The organism is Planococcus koreensis (assembly GCF_004761975.1).
GTDB lineage: Bacteria > Bacillota > Bacilli > Bacillales_A > Planococcaceae > Planococcus > Planococcus koreensis.
The window spans coordinates 24,864-47,897 of record NZ_RQII01000067.1; the positions used below are offsets into that span (position 1 = coordinate 24,864).

At 48.8% G+C, this 23,034-nt stretch carries 24 protein-coding genes and 1 riboswitch; of the genes, 5 read left to right on the top strand and 19 right to left on the bottom strand.

The window, feature by feature from the left end:
• Position 1: 1 nt before the first annotated feature.
• Complete coding sequence (locus EGV91_RS15285; RefSeq protein WP_135505189.1) at positions 2–1,801, bottom strand: M3 family oligoendopeptidase; 1,800 nt, start codon at positions 1,799–1,801, stop codon at positions 2–4.
• A gap of 218 nt (positions 1,802–2,019) precedes the next feature.
• On the opposite strand from EGV91_RS15285, the gene EGV91_RS15290 reads away from it, so the two are divergent.
• Positions 2,020–2,739, top strand: coding sequence for a tryptophan-rich sensory protein (locus EGV91_RS15290; RefSeq protein ID WP_135505191.1), 720 nt, complete (start codon positions 2,020–2,022; stop codon positions 2,737–2,739).
• A 93-nt stretch (positions 2,740–2,832) separates the two neighbouring features.
• Here the strand turns inward: EGV91_RS15290 and map are convergent, their stop codons facing one another.
• On the bottom strand, positions 2,833–3,582 hold the full coding sequence (gene map, locus EGV91_RS15295; protein WP_135505193.1) for a type I methionyl aminopeptidase: 750 nt from the start codon (positions 3,580–3,582) through the stop codon (positions 2,833–2,835).
• 82 nt (positions 3,583–3,664) lie between these two features.
• Positions 3,665–4,240, bottom strand: a complete 576-nt coding sequence (gene thiT / locus EGV91_RS15300) for an energy-coupled thiamine transporter ThiT (RefSeq protein ID WP_135505195.1) — start codon at positions 4,238–4,240, stop codon at positions 3,665–3,667.
• A 95-nt stretch (positions 4,241–4,335) separates the two neighbouring features.
• Positions 4,336–4,435: riboswitch (TPP riboswitch) on the bottom strand.
• A gap of 147 nt (positions 4,436–4,582) precedes the next feature.
• Between thiT and EGV91_RS15305 the strand changes: the two genes are divergently transcribed.
• Both EGV91_RS15305 and EGV91_RS17420 read left to right on the top strand, forming a co-directional pair.
• Positions 4,583–5,665 (top strand): M20 family metallopeptidase, encoded by a 1,083-nt coding sequence (locus EGV91_RS15305; RefSeq protein WP_175580327.1) that lies wholly within the window; start codon positions 4,583–4,585, stop codon positions 5,663–5,665.
• 55 nt (positions 5,666–5,720) lie between these two features.
• Entirely contained in the window at positions 5,721–5,852 is a 132-nt protein-coding gene (locus tag EGV91_RS17420) for a hypothetical protein (RefSeq protein WP_241666202.1), read from the top strand.
• A gap of 44 nt (positions 5,853–5,896) precedes the next feature.
• Here EGV91_RS17420 and EGV91_RS15310 read toward each other — a convergent pair whose 3' ends face one another.
• The 4 genes from EGV91_RS15310 to EGV91_RS15325 all read right to left on the bottom strand — a co-directional run bounded on the left by EGV91_RS15310 (position 5,897) and on the right by EGV91_RS15325 (position 10,785).
• Positions 5,897–6,799, bottom strand: coding sequence for an SGNH/GDSL hydrolase family protein (locus EGV91_RS15310; RefSeq protein WP_338325061.1), 903 nt, complete (start codon positions 6,797–6,799; stop codon positions 5,897–5,899).
• A 12-nt stretch (positions 6,800–6,811) separates the two neighbouring features.
• The gene (locus tag EGV91_RS15315; protein ID WP_135505199.1) at positions 6,812–8,041 is read right to left on the bottom strand and encodes an aminopeptidase; all 1,230 of its coding nucleotides are present in this window, start codon (positions 8,039–8,041) and stop codon (positions 6,812–6,814) included.
• On the bottom strand, positions 8,038–9,198 hold the full coding sequence (locus EGV91_RS15320; RefSeq protein WP_135505201.1) for a DEAD/DEAH box helicase: 1,161 nt from the start codon (positions 9,196–9,198) through the stop codon (positions 8,038–8,040). Before EGV91_RS15320 ends, EGV91_RS15315 begins: the two co-directional genes overlap by 4 nt.
• Positions 9,199–9,306: 108 nt before the next feature.
• Entirely contained in the window at positions 9,307–10,785 is a 1,479-nt protein-coding gene (locus EGV91_RS15325; RefSeq protein ID WP_135505203.1) for an MDR family MFS transporter, read from the bottom strand.
• Between the two features lie 176 nt (positions 10,786–10,961).
• Between EGV91_RS15325 and EGV91_RS15330 the strand changes: the two genes are divergently transcribed.
• Positions 10,962–11,819 (top strand): TetR/AcrR family transcriptional regulator, encoded by an 858-nt coding sequence (locus EGV91_RS15330; RefSeq protein ID WP_135505205.1) that lies wholly within the window; start codon positions 10,962–10,964, stop codon positions 11,817–11,819.
• Between the two features lie 56 nt (positions 11,820–11,875).
• Here the strand turns inward: EGV91_RS15330 and EGV91_RS15335 are convergent, their stop codons facing one another.
• From EGV91_RS15335 to EGV91_RS15375, 10 genes are all read right to left on the bottom strand, one after another.
• The gene (locus EGV91_RS15335; protein WP_135505207.1) at positions 11,876–13,327 is read right to left on the bottom strand and encodes an amidase family protein; all 1,452 of its coding nucleotides are present in this window, start codon (positions 13,325–13,327) and stop codon (positions 11,876–11,878) included.
• A 79-nt stretch (positions 13,328–13,406) separates the two neighbouring features.
• Entirely contained in the window at positions 13,407–13,556 is a 150-nt protein-coding gene (locus EGV91_RS15340; protein ID WP_135505209.1) for a Fur-regulated basic protein FbpA, read from the bottom strand.
• Between the two features lie 103 nt (positions 13,557–13,659).
• Entirely contained in the window at positions 13,660–14,160 is a 501-nt protein-coding gene (locus EGV91_RS15345; RefSeq protein WP_158290628.1) for a flavodoxin family protein, read from the bottom strand.
• A 19-nt stretch (positions 14,161–14,179) separates the two neighbouring features.
• Complete coding sequence (locus EGV91_RS15350) at positions 14,180–14,842, bottom strand: L-2-amino-thiazoline-4-carboxylic acid hydrolase (protein WP_158290629.1); 663 nt, start codon at positions 14,840–14,842, stop codon at positions 14,180–14,182.
• 259 nt (positions 14,843–15,101) lie between these two features.
• The gene (locus tag EGV91_RS15355) at positions 15,102–15,875 is read right to left on the bottom strand and encodes a sulfite exporter TauE/SafE family protein (protein WP_135505215.1); all 774 of its coding nucleotides are present in this window, start codon (positions 15,873–15,875) and stop codon (positions 15,102–15,104) included.
• Complete coding sequence (locus tag EGV91_RS15360; protein WP_135505217.1) at positions 15,872–16,156, bottom strand: hypothetical protein; 285 nt, start codon at positions 16,154–16,156, stop codon at positions 15,872–15,874. Before EGV91_RS15360 ends, EGV91_RS15355 begins: the two co-directional genes overlap by 4 nt.
• A 15-nt stretch (positions 16,157–16,171) precedes the next feature.
• Positions 16,172–17,533: a 23S rRNA (uracil(1939)-C(5))-methyltransferase RlmD gene (gene rlmD / locus EGV91_RS15365; RefSeq protein WP_135505220.1), complete on the bottom strand. Its 1,362-nt coding sequence runs from the start codon at positions 17,531–17,533 to the stop codon at positions 16,172–16,174.
• A 127-nt stretch (positions 17,534–17,660) separates the two neighbouring features.
• A complete protein-coding gene (gene cydS / locus EGV91_RS17550) occupies positions 17,661–17,771 on the bottom strand; it encodes a cytochrome bd oxidase small subunit CydS family protein (RefSeq protein ID WP_421958253.1) in 111 nt (36 codons plus the stop codon).
• A gap of 14 nt (positions 17,772–17,785) precedes the next feature.
• On the bottom strand, positions 17,786–18,814 hold the full coding sequence (locus EGV91_RS15370; protein ID WP_135505222.1) for a cytochrome d ubiquinol oxidase subunit II: 1,029 nt from the start codon (positions 18,812–18,814) through the stop codon (positions 17,786–17,788).
• Positions 18,811–20,157, bottom strand: coding sequence for a cytochrome ubiquinol oxidase subunit I (locus EGV91_RS15375; protein ID WP_135505224.1), 1,347 nt, complete (start codon positions 20,155–20,157; stop codon positions 18,811–18,813). The genes EGV91_RS15370 and EGV91_RS15375 overlap by 4 nt, the downstream gene beginning before the upstream one ends.
• Before the next feature lie 216 nt (positions 20,158–20,373).
• Between EGV91_RS15375 and EGV91_RS15380 the strand changes: the two genes are divergently transcribed.
• On the top strand, positions 20,374–20,802 hold the full coding sequence (locus tag EGV91_RS15380; RefSeq protein ID WP_135505226.1) for an NUDIX hydrolase: 429 nt from the start codon (positions 20,374–20,376) through the stop codon (positions 20,800–20,802).
• A gap of 93 nt (positions 20,803–20,895) precedes the next feature.
• On the opposite strand, the gene EGV91_RS15385 is transcribed toward EGV91_RS15380, so the two are convergent.
• Both EGV91_RS15385 and EGV91_RS15390 read right to left on the bottom strand, forming a co-directional pair.
• The gene (locus tag EGV91_RS15385; RefSeq protein WP_135505228.1) at positions 20,896–21,807 is read right to left on the bottom strand and encodes a diacylglycerol kinase; all 912 of its coding nucleotides are present in this window, start codon (positions 21,805–21,807) and stop codon (positions 20,896–20,898) included.
• Positions 21,808–21,908: 101 nt separating this feature from the next.
• A complete protein-coding gene (locus tag EGV91_RS15390; RefSeq protein WP_135505232.1) occupies positions 21,909–22,469 on the bottom strand; it encodes a thioredoxin family protein in 561 nt (186 codons plus the stop codon).
• Positions 22,470–23,034: the final 565 nt, after the last annotated feature.

The window sequence follows — 23,034 nt, forward strand, 5'->3', positions numbered from 1 at the left end:
ATCAATCCACAGATGAAGTCAGAGCGTTGAATTCCTCAGCGTCTTTCACGCACAGGGCAATCCCTTTTTCCCAGAATGCCGGCTGCGTAATATCTTCGCCAAGGTGCTTCAATGCCAGGTCTTCAGCGGTCATAATCGCCGTATCCCGGAGCAATGCCATGTATTTCTCTTCGAAATCCGCTCCTTCTTCCAGTGCTTTTGCGTAGATGCTCAACGAGAACAAATAGCCGAACGTGTAGGGGAAGTTGTAGAATGGCACATACGTGATATAGAAATGCAGCTTCGATGCCCAGAAATGCGGATGGGTCGATTTCAATCCGCCGGCAAACCCTTCTTTTTGAGCTTCTTCCATCAAGCTATTCAAGCGGCTCGCTGAAACAACGCCTTTTTTGCGTTCTTCGTAAAAGCGCGTCTCAAACAAGAACCTCGAATGGATGTTCATGAAAAACGCGACACTGCGCTGGACTTTATCTTCCAGCAAAGCGATTTTTTCATCTTTTGACTGTGCATTTTTAACAGCCGCGTCCGCTACAATCATCTCAGCGAACGTTGAAGCCGTCTCTGCGACGTTCATTGCGTAAGAACGGTTCAAAGGGTGCACTGGCCGCAGCGCGTGTGTATGGAATGCGTGTCCCAGTTCATGGGCAAGCGTAGCCACGTTCGACATCGAGCCGCTGTAGGTCATGAAGATACGGGACTCTTCAGTCATGGGCAGCCCGGTACAAAATCCGCCTGGCCGTTTGTTCGGACGGTCTTCCGCTTCGATCCATCCCTGTTCAAACGCTTTCAAGGCGAATTTTTGCAATTCAGGGCCGAAATTCCCGAAATGCTCTAGAATGAATTCTGCACCTTCCTGGTAGGTGAATTGATGGGTACTTGCTGTTACCGGCGCATCGACGTCGTACCAGTCAAGGCCATCTTTGCCAAGCAGCTCGGCTTTGCGGTTTAAATACTCGACGAATGGCTGTTTATGTGCGGCAATCGCTCCCCACATTGCATCCAGCGTTTCTTGCTTCATGCGGTTCATATGGAGCGGTTCTTGAAGGACATTGTCCCAGCCGCGTTTTTTATAAACTTCCAGGCGGAAACCGGCAATCGAGTTTAATGCTTTCGCAAAAAAGTCTTCTTTTTCCGTCCATGCCTGTTCAAGTTTGTCGTACGATTCCTGGCGCACAGCCGGATCTTGGTGCGAACTCAGATTATTGGCCTGGCCAACAGACAAGGTTTTTTCTTCCCCATCGACTGCCATCTTGATTTTAATATCGCCAACAAGCATGTCGTATAATTGGCTCCAGCCATGGTAGCCATCCATGCTCAATGCTGTAATGAGATTCTCTTCTTTTTCGGAAAGCAGCATATTCGCTTCTTCCAGCCACTCGTTCAAGACAAAGCTGAATTCATGAAGCTCTTCAGTTTCCAGCAGCTGCGTCCAGACGCGGGCTTCCGTTTTCGTCAAGTCTTTCTGGATTTTCTGTAAGGCAGACTGGAACCGCGCCGACAAGGCAGCGGACTCGCTCTGCAGGATGGCCGCTTTTTTGTCTTCCGTATTCTGTGCCATCAAGCAGCCGATAAAAGCGCCCGATTGGCGGAGCTGCTGCATGAGTGATTTCACATCATCTAATAATGCGGAAATCCGCCCTGCCTCTGCTGCTGAAGAAGGCACTTCGAATTGCTGTGCCGTCGTTTCAAATCGCTCTAATTCCGCTTCTGCTTCGTTGATATGTGAGCGCAATTCTGCTGAATCGCTGCCGCCCGGGAAAAGTACATCCAAATCCCACACTTCCGGAAATTTCACCGTCATTATTTTTCCCCCTGGTAAACTAAATTTTCTAAAAACACTTATTAGTATACCATTATTATTCGATTGGCAAAGGATCTCTTCCAGCAGAACCCACTGGAAATTTGTGCGAAAAAGTGTCCGAACATTTCACAAAGCGCTTGTTTTATTGATTTTTTTGGAAATTCCGTTTGTTGTACGAAACGCAGGCAGTTATACTTAAATGAGAGGAGGGATCTCTTATGGTTCGAATATTGCTGATGACACTGGCATTCTTAGCTGTCGTCACACTTAATGCCTTGGCGAATATTCTGCCGCTGAACGGACAAACCACCGGCGATATTTCCAATCGGCTGCCCGTCCTGTTTACGCCTGCCGGCTATGTATTTTCTATTTGGTCCGTCATTTATATCTTGCTGGCTGCCTGGATCATCGGGTTTTGGGTACGTTGGAAAAAAGGCGAGCTGCCTTCATATAAAGTCACATTATTTTTCACCTTAAGCGCCGCCTTCAATATCATTTGGCTGCTGCTCTGGCATTATGAGTTTTTCGCGTGGACGCTTGCCGCAATGGCCGGCTACCTGATTTCACTCATTGCGCTTTATCTGCAGTACAGCAACGAAGACCGGTCATGGACCGGGCGCCTGCCGATATCCGTCAATATGGGCTGGATCAGTGTCGCTACCATCGCCAATGTCAGCTACGTGCTCACTTTCTATAATTGGGGCGGCTGGGGCCTCAGCGACCAGTTATGGGTGGTAATCATGCTGACAGTGGGAACCGCTCTTGCGCTCCATATCCGCTTTCACCATTACGACATTCCATATGCTGTGGTTTTCATCTGGGCCTTCATTGGCATCGCTGTAAAGCATGGTACGGAAGAACTCCTGGTGACGACGGCTTCGCTGTTTCTGAGCGGCGTCATTTTCACAGGTATTCTATTGATCAAAAAACGGTCTTGAACCGACTAGCTATGAACCCGTGTGGACTCCGTTCCATACGGGTTTTTTGCACAATAAAAACGCACCGGAATCTATTCCGGTGCGTTTTGGCGTTCAGTCTAATTTAGTGAGTAAAATCGGCTCGCCTTTTGTGACAAGCACTGTGTGTTCGATCTGCGCCACCAACGACTGGTCAGGCGTGATGAAAGTCCAGCCATCGCCTGATTCAATGATGTGCTCAGCTTTCTGGGAAATGAACGGTTCCACTGCCAGGACCATGCCTTCTTTGAGAATGGTCTTTTCCCAAGCGTCGTAATAATTCAAGATGTGTTGAGGCGCTTCGTGAAGCGATTTTCCGATGCCATGCCCCGTCAAGTTCTTGATGACGAACAAGCCCTGCTGCTTCGCCTCGCGCTCGACCGCTTTGCCGATCTGGTTCAGCTTCGCTCCCGCTTTGACTTTCGTCATCGCAAAATCGAATGCAGATGCAGCCGCTTCGCAAAGCTTCTCTTTTTCATCATGGCCTTCGCCGACGACAAAAGAGATGCCAGTGTCGGAAAAATATCCTTCATAAGAACCTGATACGTCGATGTTGACCATATCGCCATCTTTGATAACGCGGCTGCCTGGAATGCCATGTGCCACTTCTTCATTCACACTGATGCATGTGAAACCTGGGAAATCATATTCCGATTTCGGGCCGGACACGCCGCCCAGTTCATCGAACAGGCGTCCGCCCAATTCGTCGATTTCTTTTGTCGTCACGCCTGGTTTTGTTGCTGCCTTCATCGCCTCGCGGATTTCGGCTACCATACGGCCGGCTTTTTTCAGCATTTCTATATCTTGTTCTGTAGTAGCAATCATTGAATAACCCTTCTTTCAAATTGTCTATGAAAAATTATACCATAAGAAAAGAGGACTATCACAACAATAGTCCCCTCTTTTCTTATTGATTTGCGTGTACCAGTTTCGGAGCGGCTGCGAATAGTGCCGAACAGACAAATGCAGCCAGCAGGAATACCGGAATCATATAAGTTGCGTTATAGACTGCCGAATACACCAGCACATTGCCTTCCGCAAACATGCCGAAGAACAGGATGCCTGTTACCACGTGCATGGCATAGCGCAGCAATGAACCGATCAGAACTCCGGCTACGACAGCCCACAGCATTTGGCCAGTGCGCTTTTTTTCAGCCGCTTGCAAGTATCTTCCACGCATGATCCCCGCCAATCCGACGACACCGTAAGCCGCCAGATAATCCAGGATAACCTGCAGCACGACGTAGCCGAACGACAACGGTGTCACGGAAACCGTTCCCGTCACTATTTGCAGCAGGCCGACCAATACGCCCGTCAATACGCCGGCAAGAACGCCTCTGCGGAAAGCCATCAGGACGATTGGAATCATCACCAGACTGACCGAGCCCCCTTGCGGCATTTTGAATGCGATAAAGTCGAGCACAAAGCCCAACGCACCAAAAATCGCGATTTCCACCATTAAAATCACTCGTAAATTTCTCATAGCTTCCTCCTTATGTGTTGTGCACATCACCAGAAGGGCCGCGAATTAAAACCATATAAAAGCGGCGCCAAGATAGATCCTGGCGCCGCGTAAGGGCAGGTTTCCATCCACATCCCTGCGCAAGTGTTAACTTACAGGTTCAAAGGGTAAGAACAATACGTTCACTCTCAGCAAATAGCTCCCCTTGTGGTGTATACAATTATTTTCTTACACTTTTATTGTACACAAGCGCTTTCTTGAATGCAAACCTGTTTTAAGCAGCCCCAGCAGGGTAACAGGTATATAGCGAGAAATTCAAGAAAGGTGGTGGAGGCAGCAAGAACATTTGCTGCTGTATATATGATGATTGAGCTTTTGAAAGAATTGATTAAAATTCAAAGCGATAAGAAAGAAGGCGCCAATGAAGCGCTTGAATATTGTGCGGGATGGCTAGAGAAGAATGGCCAGGACGTGCAGGTCCACGACAATAATGGTTATAAGATGTTGACAGCCATCAAAGGCCAAGGCTCGGAAACCCTTGTCTGGAATGGCCACGTCGATGTGGTGCCAGGGCATCCGGAACAATATGTGCCTATTGAAGAAGCCGGGCGCATTTACGGGCGCGGGTCTGCGGATATGAAAGCGGGAGTCGCAGCGATGATGCAGGCGTTCGTCGATTTGGACGCCTCCAAATTAAACAGGATCGTGCAGCTCCACATCGTTACCGATGAGGAAATCGGAGGCCGCAACACGTCGAAATGGCTCGTTGAACAAGGCTATACGGGAGACTTTGTCATTTGCGGCGAACCTACCGGATTGAAAATCGGCCTGCAGTCAAAAGGGATCCTGCGCATGGATCTGACATTCAAAGGCAAACCGGCGCATGGCAGCCGCCCGTGGGAAGGCATCAACGCAATTGAATCCGCAATGAAATTCCACGCAGGGATGGCTGACTTGCCATTCCGCAAAGAGTCGACGGAATATTACGAGCAGCCGTCGGTCAATCTGCCGATCATCAAAGCCGGCGACCGCTACAACGTTGTGCCGGAAATCTGTGAAATGTCTTACGATATCCGTTTCATGCCGGGACAGGACAAAGAGGAAATCGTCCGCCAGATGAAAGAATTGGCAGAGCGCCTCAACGTCGACATGGAATACAAAGCCAGCGGCTCTACGCCGGCGTTGACGACCACAAAAGAAAACCGCTCCATCCAGTCTTTGGAAAAAGCGATTTTAGATACAACCGGCGACACCCCTGTCTTATTTGGGCAGCATGGTGCAGCTGACACCCGCTATTATGCGGAGGTCAATGGCGGCGAAGGGGCAATCGAGTTCGGCCCGACCGGCGATGACTGGCATGGAAATGCGGAATATGTAGAAATTGAAAGCGTTCATCAGTATAAAGATATCTTATTGGCACTCGCCCTATCGCCTGCCAATGTTTAAAGCAAGCACCTAGTGGGAATAATAAACTAACTTACCGATGACAGGAGAGATTTAAATGGCATTAGGACGTATATTGAAAACTGCGATTAAATTCGCACCAATCGCTTACCCGATTATCCGCAAAGCTATGAACAAAAAAAAAGCCAGCAACGCCGGCCAATATAAAACACCACAATCAAAACGATAAAATAAAAAGAGCTGCAGCGATTTCGCTGCAACTCTTTTTTCTATTCAACTATAAGGAATGGCTTCTTTCAGCGCCAATAGTCCAGCAGCATTCTGCCGCGACGGATTCATGGCCGCTGAGCTTCCTTCCATTTCACCAGAAGACTCTTCATCCTGCTGAGCCTGGATTTCTTCAAAAGAAACCGGAGCCGCGGCAGGCACTTCCCAGTCTTCCACTGTCCAGCCTTTTTGGTAAACATCGAAAAAAGCGTTCGCCATTGTCTGGTAGCCGTTCAAATTCGGATGAACATCCGCTGCGTTTGGAACCTGGCCAACTGCGTCATCACCGAATCCATCAGCCACAGGCACAAACTCCGCACCATTTTTCTGTGCGGTCGTTTCCAGGATTTCATTAAGCCGGTCGAGCTGCAAAGCAGTCCCTGCCTTCTGGGACTCCCGGGCATGCGGATAGGCGAAATAATAGCCCATAACATAGACGTCCGCTTCCGGAGCGCGCTGCTCCAGCTCTGCAAGGATTTTTTCCAAATTCGCTCGTGCGCCATTCAACGCAAAATCCACTTGGATCTGCCCGAACGACAATGATCCTTCCGCAGGGTCAGCTGACACCAGCCTCAGCAAGTCGTTTGCGCCAGCTGACACCGTAATGATGTTCGCATTCTTCAATACATCTTGTGCTTCTTCGGAAGTTATCCGGTCAAGAACATCTTGTGTCGTAAAACCGGGAAACGCTAAATCTTTCGTATAAAAAGCGACGGGTTGCTGCCGCGCCAATTCCTGTGCAATCATGTCTGCATAGCCTGCATCAATTTCTGAATTCGGCGTCTGGCCAGCTGCTAAGGAGTCGCCGATTGCCACATAGCTTGCAGGCACACGAACCGCCGCGTGTGAAGTTGCGGCACCGCTCGCCAATAGCATGAATATCAGCATCATCATCAAGCTCTTCTTCACATTATCCACCTCTTAAAATGCCCAGTTTCCATTGCGGAAAACCGGTTCGCTCGTGCCGTCTTCATGGATTCCGTCGATATCCATCTCCGCACTGCCGATCATAAAGTCCTCATGGACGATGGACGTATTCAAACCGACCGATTCAAGCTGGGTGCGTTCCAAATCACGGCCCCCTTCAAAACACGTCGGATAAGAATCGCCGATTGCCAAGTGGTTCGAAGCATTTTCATCAAACAATGTGTTAAAAAACAGGATGCCTGAATCCGAAATCGGCGAATGATGCGGCACCAAAGCCACTTCGCCAAGATAGGCCGCTCCAACGTCCGAACGGATCATTTCGTCCAATAATTCCTGTCCCTGCTCCGCTGTCGCATTGACAATTTTCCCTTTGGCGAATTCAAGTTTGAAACCGTCGATGATATTGCCTTGGTAAACCAAAGGTTTTGTATTCGAAACCACACCATCGACGCCGTATTTCAACGGCACCGTATAAACTTCTTCTGTCGGCATATTTGCAATGAACGGATTGCCCTGCGGTGTTTTTGCAGCGCCCGTCATCCATATATGTTTGTCCGGCAGCCCAATCGTCAAATCTGTGCCCGGCGCACGGTAATGCAGCTTGCTGAACTTTTTGCTGTTCAATTGCGAAGCCCGCTGTTCAAGCAAACCGATATGCTGTTTCCATTGGTCCACAGCATCGCCTTCGCCAATTCGCACTGTTTTGAAAATCGCTTCCCATAACGCTTCCTGCTGTTTTTCCTCATCAAGTTCCGGAAAGACTTTCTGTGCCCACCCTTTTGACGGAATGGCAACGATCGACCAGGCAATCTTATCCGTCCCCACCGCTTGGCGGTAGCGTTCTAATGCTTTACCGGCGGATTTCTGGGAATCGGATAATCGCTTGGCTGGAATGCCTGTCAGCAAATCCGGGTCTTCGGCATCGATCCACAAGAATGAGCCCCCCGTATCGATAATTTCATCACGCTGCATGACGGACCATTGTGGATATTCATTGAACGCTTCGTCTGGAGCCATTTCGAAATGGATTCTTGTCTGAAGCGGATCTGTGTAATTGACATGGACCCGCTTCGCACCCGCTGCATATGCTTTCTCTACAACCAGCCGCGTGAAATCGACCGTGTCAATCGTTGTATTGATCATGACGAGCTGGCCTTCTTGGACATTCAAGCCGACTTGGACAGTCAGTTCAGCATACTGCTCCAGCTTTTGTTGGAAAGTCATCTTTTACTCCCCTTTTCAGAAATTGTTTTGCTGTTCCCTTCAACCAGACGGCCTCCGTGGAGAATCTTCTGGACCGGTTTTGACGGAAGCTCTTTGGTGAATTTTTTATAATGGCGTTCATCTGCATAAGCAAGCAGTGTGAGGACTTCCCCGTCTGCTCCGGCGCGGCCGGTTCTGCCTGAACGGTGCTGGTATTGTTCGATTGTCTGCGGTACATCGACGTGGATGACGTGCGTCACCTGGTCGATATCAAGGCCGCGTGCAGCCACCTCTGTCGCAATCAGGACAGACACTTCGCCCTTGCGGAACTGGTCAAGCGCTTTTTTGCGCTCGTCTTTTTTCATTTCAGAATGCAGTGCGACAATTTTCGCATCGCGGTACTTCAATTTGTTTTCTTTCATCAGCAATTGGTCCAAGTTATTGACAAATGCCAGTGCTTTGACGTTTTCCAGATTGGAAATCTTGCGCAGCATTTCAGTTTTTTCCCGTTCGTCCACTTTGATGAACGAATGGGTCACTTTGCCTTGCATCGGCATATCTTCAGCTTTCACCTTAAGGCGTGTCGGATGCTGCATCATACGGTCAGCTACGAGCTCCACTTCTTCAGTGATCGTCGCCGATACCAGGATAAGCTGGCGGCCATGCTGGGTTTTTTCAATCAAGTCTTTCATGATATTGCGGTGTTCGCGTGCCATCAGCTGATCGCCTTCATCAAGTACGAGCATACGGATTTCATGCATTTTCAATTTCTTGTTTTTCACCAACTCATTCAATCGCCCTGGCGTTCCGACAACGATCGATGGCTTTTTCTTCAGTTTTTCCAACTGGCGCTGCATATTTGCTCCACCGATCAATTGCGTTACCGTAATATCGGTGCCTTCAATCCATTCGCGCACAACATTGACGATTTGCATCGACAACTCCTGCGACGGGGCGATGATCATCGCTTGGATAGCCGGCTTCTCCGGGTTGATGCGCTGCAAAATCGGCAATAAATAAGCCAATGTTTTTCCTGTTCCTGTCGGAGATTCCGCAACGATGTCATTTCCTGCGAGCATTTCCGGAATCATTTGTTCCTGAATCGGCATCGCCGTTTCATATCCTGCTTTTTTCCATTTTTCTTGCCAAATCGGGCTTAACTGTTCTATAAAATTCATGTCCTATTCCACCTTCTTTTCGATGCCTCTAGTGTAACATATCCGGCGCTGCTCCGCCTTTTTCAAACGAAAAAGCTGCCTTCAGAAAAAGAAGGCAGCCGAGGTATTTCATTGTGATTCCGCAACTTTCGTGCGCTTGTAAACTTCTTCTTTTTCCGCTTCTTCGACTGGACGGGCTGGTTTTTTAATGAACAGCGCCAGTAACAATGCGGCTATTGCGATGAGCGTCGATATTTCAAACGCGTAGGTGATGCCTTCAAGGAGCGCTGAATTCATGATGCTCTCAGGCGCTGCCCCGCTAGCCGCCAAATCCTGCGCCACTGATTCGGTCCGCATGTTCATCAATGTGATAAGGAACGCGGATCCGATAGCGCCTGACACCTGCTGCAATGTATTATTGATCGCGGTGCCGTGCGGATAAGACTTGATTGGCAGCGTATTGAGCCCGTTCGTCATAACAGGCATCATGACCATTGAAATCCCGAACATGCGGAATGTATAAATTGCCATGATTTGAAGGAAGCTGGTTTCCATCGATAATTGGCTGAACAGGAACGTTGTGATGACGACAATCGCCAGCCCAGGAATGGCCAACACCCTCGCGCCAAAACGGTCAAACAGTCGGCCGGTGATCGGCGACATGATTCCCATCAGCAAAGCCCCTGGCAGCATCAGCAGACCAGACTCAATGGGTGATATCCCTTTGATGGTCTGGACATAGATCGGCATCAAAATCATGCCGGAAAACATCGACATCGCCAGTGCAATTGATATCACGGAAGACAAAGCGAACATCGGATATTTATAGATGCGGACTTGAAGCAAAGGTTTGTCCAGTTTCAGCTGGCGCCAGATAAAGATTGCCAGCGCCAACAGCCCCACTGAAATCGTTCCGTAGACTGCCGGGGTCTGCCATCCCATCGAGCCGGCAGAACTGAAGCCGTATAAAACGCCGCCGAACCCGATGCTGGATAAAATCACAGAAGCTTTATCCAACGTGATTTCGCGGTCTTGGAATGTCAGGTTTTTCAGTTTCACTGCGCCGAGCGCCAGTGAAATCAAAGCAATAGGCAAGACAATCCAGAACAGGACGCGCCACGAATAATGTTCTACGATAAAGCCGGAAAGCGTCGGACCGATTGCCGGTGCCACAACCATAACCAATCCGAAGAATCCCATCGCTGACCCTCTTTTCTCAACTGGAAAAGCAGCGAGCATTACATTCATCAGAAGCGGCATCATCAATGCCGACCCCGACGCCTGAATCATCCGGCCGGCAAGCAAGACGCCGAATGTCGGTGATAACGCTGCGATCAATGTCCCTATAGAGAAAAGCGACATCGCAACGATGAAAATAGAGCGGTTCGAATAGCGCTGAATGAAATATGCGCTAGCCGGTATCAAGATGCCGTTCACCAGCATATATCCGGTGACAAGCCATTGTACAGTCGAGGCATCTTTAATATTCAAATCGGCCATAATGGAAGGCAAAGCGACATTCAATAAAGTTTGCGTGAAGATAGCCACAAATGCTCCGGTAAAAAGGATGGCTATTATGCCATAAGGCGGTTTTTTCTGTTCTGTCATACTGTTGATTCCTCCGTAAATTTCTTCTTTATTTTATTTCTCCATTACTTCATTGCATTATTCTATACCGCCAGTCTATTTATATCAAGAGAAATAGACTGTCAGTATAATAAAATTGATTTGAAAAGGTTTTCAAGCTATTATGTAACTAGACTGAAAGTATAAAGGTGAAAAAAATGAATCCAAAAAAACAGAACATCATCAACGCCGCTTACACCCTTTTCATCAATAAAGGCTATAACGCTTCGTCGATCCAGGACATTCTCGATGAAGCCGGCGTCTCAAAAGGCACATTTTATAATTACTTCACTTCCAAAACGCAATGCCTCATCGCCATCATGGAATCGATCAGCAGTGAACTGAGCCAATTGCGGATGGCAGCAGCTGCCGGCAGGCCCGTCAACGACCCCAAAGTACTCGCTGAACAATTGAGCATCCGCATTAAATTAAACCGGGAAAAAAATATCTTTTCACTTTATGAGAGCATCTTTTACTCACAGGATCAGGAACTGAAGGAGTTTTCCAAGCTCACTTACCTGAAGGAACTTGATTGGATTGCTTCCCGGATTGTCGATGTTTTCGGCAATGAAGCGAAACCGTATGCACTCGACAATGCGGCATCGCTGCACGGCTCAATCCAGCAGCTTTTCCATCTATGGAAAGTGACATCTCACGAGATGCTCCCGACCGATGAACTTGCTTCATTCGTCGTGAGGCGTTTAGAAGTGACCATGGCCCATCAAATCGCTACAGGAGACCGCTTCATGCGAATAAGCGGGCTGTATCCGAAAAAACATGCTGAAAACCTGTCACCAACTGAACTCGGCGCCCAGCTCGAAAGTTATAGCAAATCAGTGGCTGATGGTGATGCAACAGCTCAGCTCGTGGCGTTCCTCGGCAGCGAATTGCAAGCGAATAAGCCCCGCAAAGCTGTGATTGAAAGCGTTCTTGGCACTGTCGCCAACAAAACCGGACACGATGCCGAATTGCTGGCTTTGCTCGAACAAGTATGGAAACAGCTAGCGAAGCTTTAAACACAAAAGGACAGAGCGAAAGCCGAATTCATGGCTCTTGCTCTGTCCTTTTCATTTTATGGTTTTCGGCGCCCTTGAACAGCTTGCTCAAACGCATAGGCGTATTCAATCAGCTCGGGTTCACTGAAAGCTTTGCCTGCGAATGTTATATTGAACGGTTCATTTTCACGGCTGTAGCTGAACGGGACGGTAATGGATGGAAATCCTGCCGCAGCTCCGATGTTGCAGCCATAATCTTTCGGCAAAACAAGGGCATCTACGCCGGTCTTTTCCAAGGTCGCGCTGATGTCTTGCTTGCCAGCCAAAAACCGGTTCCGTTCCAGTGCTTCAACATATTCACGTTCAGTTAAATTGCCGCTCGTGCCGGCAGCTTGTTCAAAAAGATTCTGCCCGAATTTCAATGTTTCCTCTGCATGCGCAAGATTGAATGCGATGGCATCATCCAACGAACGGATTGGATTTTCCGGGTTGGTCTTCGCTAGGTAGTGGTTGATGCCCGCTTTGAATTCATGGAGCAGCACCGCAAATCCGAGATCTTCCTGCGTGACCCCTAAATCGACGCCGTCGATGATTTTTGCCCCGCATTGCCGCAGCCTTTCAAACGATTCATCGAACAACTCCAATTCTTCAGTGGACAGCTTGTCTTGAAAAAGATTTCTCGGCACACCCAATTTCGTTCCCGCCAAGCCATCTTTATTGAAATGCTGCTTCCAGTCGTAGGATTCGAAAGGCTTGGCGAATGCCGTTATGGCATCTTCCGGGTCCTGCCCGATCAATTGGGCGAAAACTGTAACCGCATCTTCGACAGTGCGGGCAAGTGGCCCCGCGGTGTCTTGTGTCCACGCTATTGGAATGATGCCGCTTCTGCTGATCAGTCCGACAGTCGGCTTGATGCCGACGAGGCTGTTGCGGGCAGCCGGATCGATAATGGAGCCTGACGTTTCTGTGCCGATTGCTGCAGCTGCTAAATTGGCTGCGACTGCTGCAGCAGAACCGGAACTCGAGCCGCCGACATCGAAAGCGCCATAAGGATTTTTCACTTGTCCGCCGCGCGAACTAAAGCCGTTTTCCATTTTATCTGTCATAAAGTTCGCCCATTCCGTCATGTTCGTCTTGCCGATGATTACGGCGCCGGCATGGCGAAGCATTTCAACAACTTTGGCATCACATCGTGCGTAATGGTCTTTCAACGCAAGAGAACCTGCGCTTGTATGCATCATGTCGCCTGTGTCTATATTGTCCTTCAGCAAAACCGGGATGCCGTGCAGCGGCGAACGTACGCCTTTATGCAGGCGTTCAAAATCCATCGCCTGTGCAATCTGCACCGCTTGAGGATTGAGTTCCAGCACCGCATTGAGGCTTCCACCCGAAAGTGAAATATTCTCTTTGTACATTAAAACAAGTTCTTCCGAAGTCAGTTTCCCTTCAGCCATTTCCTGCTGAAGTTCTGCAATTGTTTTCTCATCCAATTGTTCAAGCCGGTATTGTTCCAATTTTTTATGATGCATCAGGTTCCCTCCATTTCCGGATGTACAGCTGATTCCACTCTATTATTTCCCGCCATTGAAAAAAGCCGGATTGGCCGGCTTAAACTTCTTCAGTATAGCTTTTCATCAATTCATACAGAGACAATTCGTACAGCTGTCTTCCATCTATTTTAAATACATTCTGTTCAACTAAATGATCGATGATGATCGAGCGTTTATCTTCGAATTTCGATTCTGGTATGTGTTCCATAATGGCCGTTCTCTCCTTAGCAATTTACTCTCTTTTCTTTACCTCGAACACACGGTCTTAAAACCTTTCGACTGCAGAAATAAAACAATTATTTTTGTCCGCCTTATTTGCCAGCCGGCGCCTTAAGAGGCCGATCGGAAAAGTCGCAGAATCGATCAATCATGTCTTCGATTTTTGCCTGCCGCGTCTTGCGGGACCAGTTGATGACACCTGTCTCATAGACGTCTGCACCTTTCGATTCGCAGATTTTCTTCATCTGCCCCACAGAGCGGCTGCCACCCATGAACGGAAACGGGAACGATTGCGTGACGAAAATCGCCACCATTTTGTCACCCAGATCCGGAAGCTGTTCCAAATACAGGCGCATCGTGGGGGAAACTGCCATGCCATGGACGGGTGCCCCGAATACGACTAGTTCGTAAGGCTCGACAGGCGGAATTTCCTTCAGCTGCACGTTTTTCGGATTTTTCGGCTGCTCTTCCACTGGCACCACTTTTTTCAATTCCACCGTATGCCCTTTGTCCATCAGCTTTTGGCTCAGTTCCTCCGCTACATTAAATGTGTGCCCGGTCATGGAATGGATGATAATGCCGATTTTCATCATGCCCCGCCCCTTCCGCTTTTTATTTCCTATCTGTAAATCCCCGCTCAGGGTTCCATTCACAGGTTCCTCCGACTTCGTACATGCAATTGCAGCAATCGTCCCCATCTGCCAGCGTCTTTGTGCGTGAAAAGCCGCTTTCCATAATATTGGCTGCCAGAAAATCGATTCGGCATACGGCCGGAAACATGCCGAGCGCATCAAAATCCTTGCTGAGTTTCATCATCGCGCATTCCGTTATATCAATCTCAAAATGGTCGTCATCCTGATCGGTGAAGACGATTTGCCAATCGTATGGATGCAACTTCCCTGCTTTGCCCCGCTGTTCGTGCAGCGCCGCATCATCCCGGAATCCGGCCATATATCCTTTCATCGGCACCTTAAGCAACCGTTTTGGAATCAGCTTCAGCAGATCCTCCGACATGACCCACAATTCTTCACCCGCTTCTTCGCTTGAAAAGCCCATTGCCATCAACGATTTGTACCAGGCAATATAGGATGGGCACATATCGTAGCTCGTCCGGAACACACTATTGCCAATATCGGGCACTCTCGGCAGAATCTCTTGCATCCAGCCATCGGCGTTCGCTTTGAATTCCTCCCAAAATCCATTCCCGAAGTCATTCAGCATCCGCTCTTTTGCACGGCGCATACCTAGACGGTAAAGAAGTTTGGCCCTGTCCATCCCCTGTTCCTCCATCCCCTTAATACCTCACGCCATATTTATCTCCTGATGCTAAATATATTGAAAATTCACACTTTTGTCCACCTTTTCGGCATGCTCGCTTTCGCTTATATCCGGACAATAAAAAAATGCCGGGCTCGCCGCTCGGCATACTCATTCTTTATTGAACTGGTTTTAGGGTCTGTTCATGCCAGTCCCGCCATCATAAAGTTGCCTTCATTAACCGTTCGCGCTTGGTAATCAAATTCAGCCTTCCCCATCAGATCAATCCGACACAAAGGAAAAGACCAATTAGCATCAGCATGATTCCGACAATCAGCTGAACGGTTTTCAAAGTGATTTTTTTTATTAGTCGTGAGCCTATAAAGGCACCGGCAAACGAAGTCAATATCGCCGCTAAAATCAATGTCCAATTGGCATCTAGCCCTGCGGTGGCAGCATGGCTGAAATAGACGGACAATCTTGTAAAATCAACAATTGCGGCAGTAACCACTCCCGTGGCGATGAACGCTTCTTTATCGAGTCCTGCCTTGCTTAAAAATGCTGAACGCAACGCTCCTTGATGGCCTGATAACCCTCCAAAAAAGCCACTGATTAAGCCGCCCACAGGCAAATATTTCTTATTAAATTCCATCTTTTCAAATCGCGGCAGCAGTTCAACAAATGCAAAACCAATCATAAGCAGTCCGATGACCGCTTTCACAATCGTTATATGGTACTGCCGTTCTCCAACCATGTAACTTGCGATTGCAGGCATGCCAGTCAATAATGTCAGCAGCCAAGCCCCAGCAAAAGCAGCGATAATTGCGGTGGGCGTGAATTTGATCAAAACTTGCTTGTCCGCTTTTTTTCCAATCAGAAACAATTTGAAAACATTGTTTGCCAGATGCACGATTGCTGTCATAGCTATGGCTATTTCTATAGGGAAAAATAGAGCGAATGCCGGCATTAAAATTGTGCCTAAACCAAAACCCGAAAATAGCGTCAGTCCTGAAGCAAGCAGCGCCGTGATACAAACAATCCAGTACATCATCGCATGTCCACCTCTTTAGTTCGCTTATCAAACAAGTCGATAATCTCCAATAAAAAAGCTTTTCCCTCTCTACTCCACCCAGCATCTCCCACAAATTTTAGAAATAGAGCATTAAATAATCTTTCAAAAAAACACGGCGCTGTTTTGTATCCATGCGCTAAATATAGTGAAAAATCAACCATTCGTCTAGCTTTGGAGCTTTTTTGCCTTTTTAAATTCACCATTGCAGTTTTTTTAATAAAAAAATGCCGGGCTCGCCGCCCGGCATCCTGGTTTTTCATTCAATTAATCGTTCATTAAGCCAATTCGAGCCAAGCCACCGCTTCGCAATGGGTTGTTTGCGGGAACATATCAACGGGCTGCACTTCTTTCGTGCGGTATCCGCCGTCTTCGAGGATTCTCAAATCGCGCGCTAATGTCGCCGGATTGCACGATACATAGACGACGCGTCCTGGCCGCTGCTGCAAGATAGTCCGCAGCAATTGCTCGTCACAGCCTTTGCGCGGCGGATCGACGACCAGCACGTCCGCTTTCTTGCCTTCTTTATACCAGCGCGGAATCACTTGTTCTGCAGGTCCTGCTTCGAATAGCGTATTCGTGAAGCCGTTCAGCTCCGCGTTGCGTTTGGCATCTTCAATCGCTTGCGGGACGATTTCCACACCCATGACGAATTTTGCTTGCTGCGCCAAGAACAGCGAAATCGTACCGATTCCGCAATAAGCGTCAATGACCGTTTCCTCGCCCGTCAGCGCTGCGTACTCGAGCGCCTGCCCATAAAGCACCTCGGTTTGGACCGGGTTGATCTGGTAGAAAGAACGCGCGGAAATCTCGAACCGCACATCGCCGATGCGGTCTTCGATGACTTCCTTGCCCCATAATACGAGGGTTTCATTGCCGAAAATGACGTTGGTCTTTTCGGGATTGACGTTTTGGACGATTGAGACGGTGTCCGGCACAAGCGAGCGGATCAACGCGATCGCCTGCTCTGCCTGAGGGAATTTCTTTTTCTTCGTCACGAGCACAACCATGATTTCACCGGTCGCACGCGCTTTGCGGACCACAACATGGCGCAGCTGGCCGCGATGTGTTTGTTCTTCAAACGGCTCGATGCCCATTTCAAGCAAGCTTTTTTTCAAACCCACCATGATCGCATCCGCTTCGAAGGTCTGGATCAGGCAGACATCCGTATCCGCGATATTATGCGAGCGGCTTTCATAAAATCCGGCAACCGTGCGGCCGTTTTGGATGCCGAACGGAATCTGTGATTTGTTGCGATAGCGCCACGGGTCTTCCATGCCTTTTACGGCGTGCACCGGAACGTCCGGCAATTTCCCGATGCGTGTAATCGCATCGCGCACCATTTTCTGTTTGAACCCTTTTTGGCCTTCGTACGATAAATGCTGGATCTGGCAGCCGCCGCACGTATCGAATACCGGACATGGTGCATCCACTCGATGGGGTGAGGCATTCTCTATTTCAAGCAATTTTGCAAAGCCGTATGATTTCAAGGTTTTGAGAACGTGCACACGCACATCCTCACCCGGCAGCGCGCCTTGGATGAACAGCGGGTAGCCGTCCACTTTCGCTACGCCTGCGCCGTCGTGCGTCAAGTCTTCCACGTGGACAAGCAGCCTGTCATTTTTCTGTACTGGTTTCAATTCGTTCACTCCATTTCACATTCCGTCATTATAACATAGGGCCAAGGCAATATTCACTAATGAATCCATATTTCCTGATGCGCAGCCAAAGAAAAAACGCGGCAGGCGAAACGCCCGCACGCGCTTGTTATTTTTTATCGTTTGTGACAATCCCGTCTTTCAGGGAAATCCAGAAAGCACCGATAATGGCACTGACCAGAACGATGAATGGCGCATAGAATATTAGAAAATCCTGCATCTCTGCTTCCTCCTTTATGCGTGATAATCCGATTTCCCTTTGACGTAATCTTTATCGAACAGGAACAACCGGAACAACAGATACAGCGAAGGCAGCAATAAGCCGAGCCCTGCAATAAATGCGATGATCAAGGAAATGGCCATGGCTTCATTGGTGAAACTGTCGTAGATTGTCAGGTACGGATACAGCAGGTACGGGTAATGGGAAACGCCGTAAGCGAAAAAGGCTGTGAAGAACTGGCCGACCAGCAAGATGAACGCCCAACCGTAGTTGCGGCGTTTCCAAAGCAGGTAGACCGTTCCAAGAAACAGCAGGAACGACAAGCCGAAAATCCACCAAAGATCGAGCAGCCGGCTGTAATGTTCCGCATTGTGGCTGCGCAGTTCAAAAATGATCCCCGTTGCGGTGATGATTGTCGGACCTGCCCAAAGCAAAGCGTATTTGCGCATGAGATGCGTTGCTTTCGCGTCGCCGGCTTTGCTCGCATACCAAGTCAGGAACACCGCCGAGATATACAGCACTGCCGCCAAGCTCAAGACAACGATGCTCCATGTCAACGGGCTGGTGAAGAGCGCCAGATAATCGAGATACGGAGAATCGCCGTCCATTTTGATAAAGCCGCCTTCCGACATTGCCAGCACCGGCGATAGCGATGCTGGCAGCAATAGCCCGGACAAGCCGTACATATAAATATAGCCGCGGTGGTTGATCTTAGCGCCGTAAGTCGCAAAGGCGTAATAAGAGCCTCGGATCGACAGCAGGATCAATGCGATGCTGGCCGGAACAAGCAAGGTCGTACCGTAATAAAATGCTGTCTGCGGGAAGAACCCGATGACGCCGACGAAGAAGAAGACGAAAAAGACGTTCGTCACTTCCCACACCGGCGACAAATAGCGTTGGATGATACCGGTCAGGATATGCTGTTTATTGGTGAACGCGCTATAGGCGTTGAAAAATCCTGCACCGAAATCGATGGAAGCAACAATGACATACAGGAACAAGAACAGCCAGAGCACCGATATTCCGATAATTTCTAACGTCATTCTTGGACACCGCCTTTTTTCGCTTCACGGTCAGCCAATTCCTTTTCGACCGGATTGCGTTTATACATACGGGTCAAGACGACAACCGTCCCGATTCCGAGAATGATGTACAAGCCTGCGAACAAGATGATCATCAGATCAACTTGGCCACTCGTGGTTGCAGCATCTGCCGTCTTCATGTAGCCGCGGAGAATCCAAGGCTGCCGGCCCACTTCCGTGAACCACCAGCCGGCTTCAATGGCCACTAATGCGAGCGGCCCTGTTGCAAGCAGCAGCCAGCGGAACCATTTTGCACGGACAATCGCCCAGCCGCGCCAAGCGCCGACGACATAGACCATCGAGAAGAACGCAAGCCACATACCGATGCCGACCATTGTATCGAATAGATAATGGATCCACAGCGGCGGCCGTTCATCTTCCGGGAACTCGTTGAGCCCAATTACTTCCGCACCCGGCGTACCGTGTGCCAGGATGCTTAACGCATACGGAATTTTGATGGCGTATTTCGGCTCTTGGCCGTCAAGTACGCCGAACAAGATGAGCCCGGCATCCCCTTCCGTTTCAAAATGCCATTCAGCAGCGGCTAATTTTTCAGGCTGGTATTCAGCTAAGTATTTCCCAGAAAAATCGCCGATGATGGCTGTTGCAATCGAGAAAATCAACCCGATTTTCATCGTCAGGAACAACGCCTTTTTGTGGTAGACGTGGTCAGAGCCGCCGATCATCCGCAGCGCTGCTATTGACGCAAGCACGAATGCCGAAGTCATGAAAGCCGTTGACATGACGTGTGCCACTTTTGTCGGCACTGCCGGATTGAAGATGGCGAGCAGCGGCTGCACATTGACGAATTCGCCGTTAAGGATTTCAAACCCTTGCGGAGAATTCATGAAGGCATTGACGATCGTGATGAATAACGATGATGCCGCTGCGCCCAGCGCAACAGGAATAAGGATTAATAAATGCTTGCGCTGGTCTTCAAAACGGTCCCACGTATACAAGTAGATGCCGAGGAAAATCGCTTCAAAGAAAAATGCGAATACTTCCATGAACAACGGCAGCGCGATGACGTTGCCCGCGAGCTGCATGAACTCTGGCCACAACAGCGATAATTGAAGGCCGATAGCCGTCCCGGTCACAACTCCGACTGCTACGGTAATAACAAAACCGCGTGCCCAGCGGCGTGCCAGAAGAATATAATGTTCATCGTTTTTCTTGATCCCTACCCATTGTGCAATCATGATCATTAATGGAATCCCGACGCCGACTGTCGCATAGAGAATATGGAAAGAAAGTGTCATTAACGTTAAAATCCGGCTTAATAAGGCCGTGTCTTCAAAACCCATCTCGTATTACCCCTCTCAGAATCCGAAAGATTGCCGTGCTTTTGCTATAACCCTATTGTACCTTATCTCTCCCAGCCGCTCGATTTCTAAACTCCTTTGCAGCAGGATATTTTCACCAGCTTTGAATAACTTGTGACAAACAATAAAATGAAATGATTGAAAAATTTCTAAATATTTAGTATTCTAGTAACACAACTAATTAAAGGGTGATTCAGCATGAGAACAAGACGGAAAGTATTTGCTTACATTACACGGGGACCGCAAGAGAAAAAAGAATTATTGGTTTTCACCCATAAAGGAGAACCGGAAGCCGGTCTGCAAGTTCCCGGCGGAACCATCGAAGAAGGCGAAATGCTCATTGACGCCTTGTACCGCGAAGTCCAGGAAGAAACGGGACTGCCTCGTATGGTGCTGGAATTCGAAGGGAAAATCCACAAATATACGTATTATCCTGAACATCAGGACAAAGCTTACGAGCGGAACATCTTCCATTTTGAATATACCGGCGAGCCGATCGAATCATGGGAACATACGATTGTCAGCGACGGCCGGGACAATGGCCGTACGTTCGAGTTCCACTGGGAGCCGATCGACAACCTGCCGAAACTGGCGGCTGAACAGGATGCTGCAATCGAATTACTATAGAATCCATTGAAAAAGCTGCACCAAAAGGTCATTTAAAATGACGTTTTGGTGCAGCTTTTTTCGTATTGGCGCAAGAATTGGTGTGCCTAGTTCTTATTTGCGGTCTTTTTCATTGATGGAATCGATCGGCACCATCACTTCAATGTGGCGTCCCAAATTTTCAAAAGTCGCCGGCAGCAAGCCACCGTACTCGCCATCAAGATTCAACAAGACCCGCTCATCGGAGGACACCGAGATTTTGCTGGCTTTTGCGTAAATGACATGCGGATCAGACAAATGTTCCCCGCGCAAAGCCAGTGAAGCGACGCGGATAAATTCAGCCATATTCAATTCTTTCAAGATCAATAAGGTGAATTTTCCATCGTTGATGCTGGCATCAGGCGCCAATTTCTCAAAACCGCCAACCGAATTCGTTAAACCAATCAAGAACATCATCGCATGGTCATCGAACACATGCCCGTCGTATTCAATGCGGACTTTCGAAGAACGGATGGAAGGCAGCATTTCAATGCCTTTCAAATAATACGCCATTTGCCCAAGCACGGTTTTCAGCTTGCTCGGCACTTCATACGTCAATTCAGTCAACCTGCCGCCTCCGGCAATATTGATGAAATGGCGGTCGTTCATGAGCCCGACATCCACCGGAATCGAATTGCCTTCAATGATGATGTCGACCGCTTTGTTGATATCCCGCGGGATATGGACAGCACGCGCAAAATCATTCGTCGTCCCCATCGGGATCAAGCCGATTTTCGGGCGTTCTTCAAATCCGGATACGCCTGACACCACTTCGTTCAAGGTTCCATCGCCGCCCACCGCGACAATCAAATCAAACTTCCGTTTCACTGCATCAGCAGCAGCAATTGTGGCGTCGCCTTCGGCTGTTGTAGCGTGGCAAGACGTTTCATACCCTGCCTTTTCCATTTTCTCAAGCACTTCCGGTAAATGTTTGCGGAAAAGTTCCCGCCCGGAAGTCGGATTGTAAATGATTCGTGCACGTTTCATACCAGATTCAGCCTTTCTCAACGTTCTTTATACTCCATAGGATTCATTGCGCCCGAAAAAGTTCCAGCCAAGAAAAAAACCGACATTGAGCCGGCCTTCCCTTACTTCAAACTTTCCATGAACGCTTTCCGTAAATCATCATATACCATTTGCCAAAAATCGCTGTTCCATGTAAAGCCATCTGAAATTTCCCCGTAAATCGTTTTCGTGTGGATCTCGTATTGCGGATCGCTTTTTTCCGGGAGCTTCGCTTTTTGTTCGTCCACGAACTCCTGGACTTGCGGCGCTCTCGGGCCCCACGTTCCCAGCACATCGCCATCCGGCGATAAGATCAAGTATTTCGGAATCGACCGGCCGCCATTCGTCAAATAGCGGTCCATCAACTCCAAATTCTCATCTCTTGCAATGCAGCGGACCTTGATGCCCGAAGCTTCTGCGATCTTCCGCAGTATCGCGTTGTTCATCATCGCGTCGCCGCACCAGTCTTCTGTAATCACCAGAATATGCGGCTGCTTTTCTTTCAGCAACGCCGTCAATTCCGGGTCTTCAGGCAAATTGAATTTCTCATAAATCGAATAGGACTTTTCTTGGTTGGACTCCATTTGCGCCATATAGCTTTCAATGGAAATGCCATTCTCAAAATACTGCTGCTCCGTTGTCATAAGCAAATCACTTCTCCTTCATCGCTTGAATCGATTATCAGGTCCCTTGCACATCTGCAGGCATAACAGGCCTATCTGTTTTGCGCAGAGTCCTTGTAAGCTATTCTTTACCCTTTTTAGAAGGCCAGTAAAACAAAGCGGCACACCCACTTTGTAGTCAGGATTTGCCATCCCTCTTAGTTTACTGCCAGAAAGCCAAAGCATCAACCCATATTGCCCCATCTTTTTCATTTCGCTGCAGCGCACTTTATTGTCTCGAAGCTAGCGAGGCGATGCAGAGACAGACGGACGCTTTCCGCGGGCACGGCCTCAGCCGCTTCCCTCGCTGCGCTCAGTCCAGCGTTTAATGTGAATTAAGTCAAGCGCTGTCTATGTCGTCAAAAACCGACCAGGGATCCGGCCGCGTTCATGCTCTTTTGCAGATTGCCGCTGCACTGCCGCTTGTATACAATTGAATCGCTTCGAAGCTGGCTGAGCTTTTCGTGCGGCATATAGCCTTCGTGTGTTTCGTACGGCTTTTCTTCTCGCTACCGCTGCGTAAATGCCAAGCAGCGGATCGACTTCT

What these genes read in the sequence shown, in the direction of transcription:
- EGV91_RS15290 (WP_135505191.1), top strand. Translation starts at nt 2,020, where the DNA reads ATGGTTCGAATATTGCTGATGACACTGGCATTCTTAGCTGTCGTCACA.
- EGV91_RS15340 (WP_135505209.1), bottom strand. Translation starts at nt 13,556, where the DNA reads ATGGAACACATACCAGAATCGAAATTCGAAGATAAACGCTCGATCATC.
- EGV91_RS15370 (WP_135505222.1), bottom strand. Translation starts at nt 18,814, where the DNA reads ATGACGTTAGAAATTATCGGAATATCGGTGCTCTGGCTGTTCTTGTTC.
- EGV91_RS15375 (WP_135505224.1), bottom strand. Translation starts at nt 20,157, where the DNA reads ATGGGTTTTGAAGACACGGCCTTATTAAGCCGGATTTTAACGTTAATG.
- EGV91_RS15305 (WP_175580327.1), top strand. Translation starts at nt 4,583, where the DNA reads ATGATTGAGCTTTTGAAAGAATTGATTAAAATTCAAAGCGATAAGAAA.
- map (WP_135505193.1), bottom strand. Translation starts at nt 3,582, where the DNA reads ATGATTGCTACTACAGAACAAGATATAGAAATGCTGAAAAAAGCCGGC.
- EGV91_RS15380 (WP_135505226.1), top strand. Translation starts at nt 20,374, where the DNA reads ATGAGAACAAGACGGAAAGTATTTGCTTACATTACACGGGGACCGCAA.
- EGV91_RS15355 (WP_135505215.1), bottom strand. Translation starts at nt 15,875, where the DNA reads ATGATGTACTGGATTGTTTGTATCACGGCGCTGCTTGCTTCAGGACTG.
- thiT (WP_135505195.1), bottom strand. Translation starts at nt 4,240, where the DNA reads ATGAGAAATTTACGAGTGATTTTAATGGTGGAAATCGCGATTTTTGGT.
- EGV91_RS15345 (WP_158290628.1), bottom strand. Translation starts at nt 14,160, where the DNA reads ATGATGAAAATCGGCATTATCATCCATTCCATGACCGGGCACACATTT.
- EGV91_RS15390 (WP_135505232.1), bottom strand. Translation starts at nt 22,469, where the DNA reads ATGACAACGGAGCAGCAGTATTTTGAGAATGGCATTTCCATTGAAAGC.
- EGV91_RS15385 (WP_135505228.1), bottom strand. Translation starts at nt 21,807, where the DNA reads ATGAAACGTGCACGAATCATTTACAATCCGACTTCCGGGCGGGAACTT.
- EGV91_RS17420 (WP_241666202.1), top strand. Translation starts at nt 5,721, where the DNA reads ATGGCATTAGGACGTATATTGAAAACTGCGATTAAATTCGCACCAATC.
- EGV91_RS15360 (WP_135505217.1), bottom strand. Translation starts at nt 16,156, where the DNA reads ATGAAAAACCAGGATGCCGGGCGGCGAGCCCGGCATTTTTTTATTAAA.
- EGV91_RS15285 (WP_135505189.1), bottom strand. Translation starts at nt 1,801, where the DNA reads ATGACGGTGAAATTTCCGGAAGTGTGGGATTTGGATGTACTTTTCCCG.
- EGV91_RS15325 (WP_135505203.1), bottom strand. Translation starts at nt 10,785, where the DNA reads ATGACAGAACAGAAAAAACCGCCTTATGGCATAATAGCCATCCTTTTT.
- EGV91_RS15330 (WP_135505205.1), top strand. Translation starts at nt 10,962, where the DNA reads ATGAATCCAAAAAAACAGAACATCATCAACGCCGCTTACACCCTTTTC.
- EGV91_RS15335 (WP_135505207.1), bottom strand. Translation starts at nt 13,327, where the DNA reads ATGCATCATAAAAAATTGGAACAATACCGGCTTGAACAATTGGATGAG.
- EGV91_RS15315 (WP_135505199.1), bottom strand. Translation starts at nt 8,041, where the DNA reads ATGACTTTCCAACAAAAGCTGGAGCAGTATGCTGAACTGACTGTCCAA.
- EGV91_RS15320 (WP_135505201.1), bottom strand. Translation starts at nt 9,198, where the DNA reads ATGAATTTTATAGAACAGTTAAGCCCGATTTGGCAAGAAAAATGGAAA.
- EGV91_RS15350 (WP_158290629.1), bottom strand. Translation starts at nt 14,842, where the DNA reads ATGGACAGGGCCAAACTTCTTTACCGTCTAGGTATGCGCCGTGCAAAA.
- cydS (WP_421958253.1), bottom strand. Translation starts at nt 17,771, where the DNA reads ATGCAGGATTTTCTAATATTCTATGCGCCATTCATCGTTCTGGTCAGT.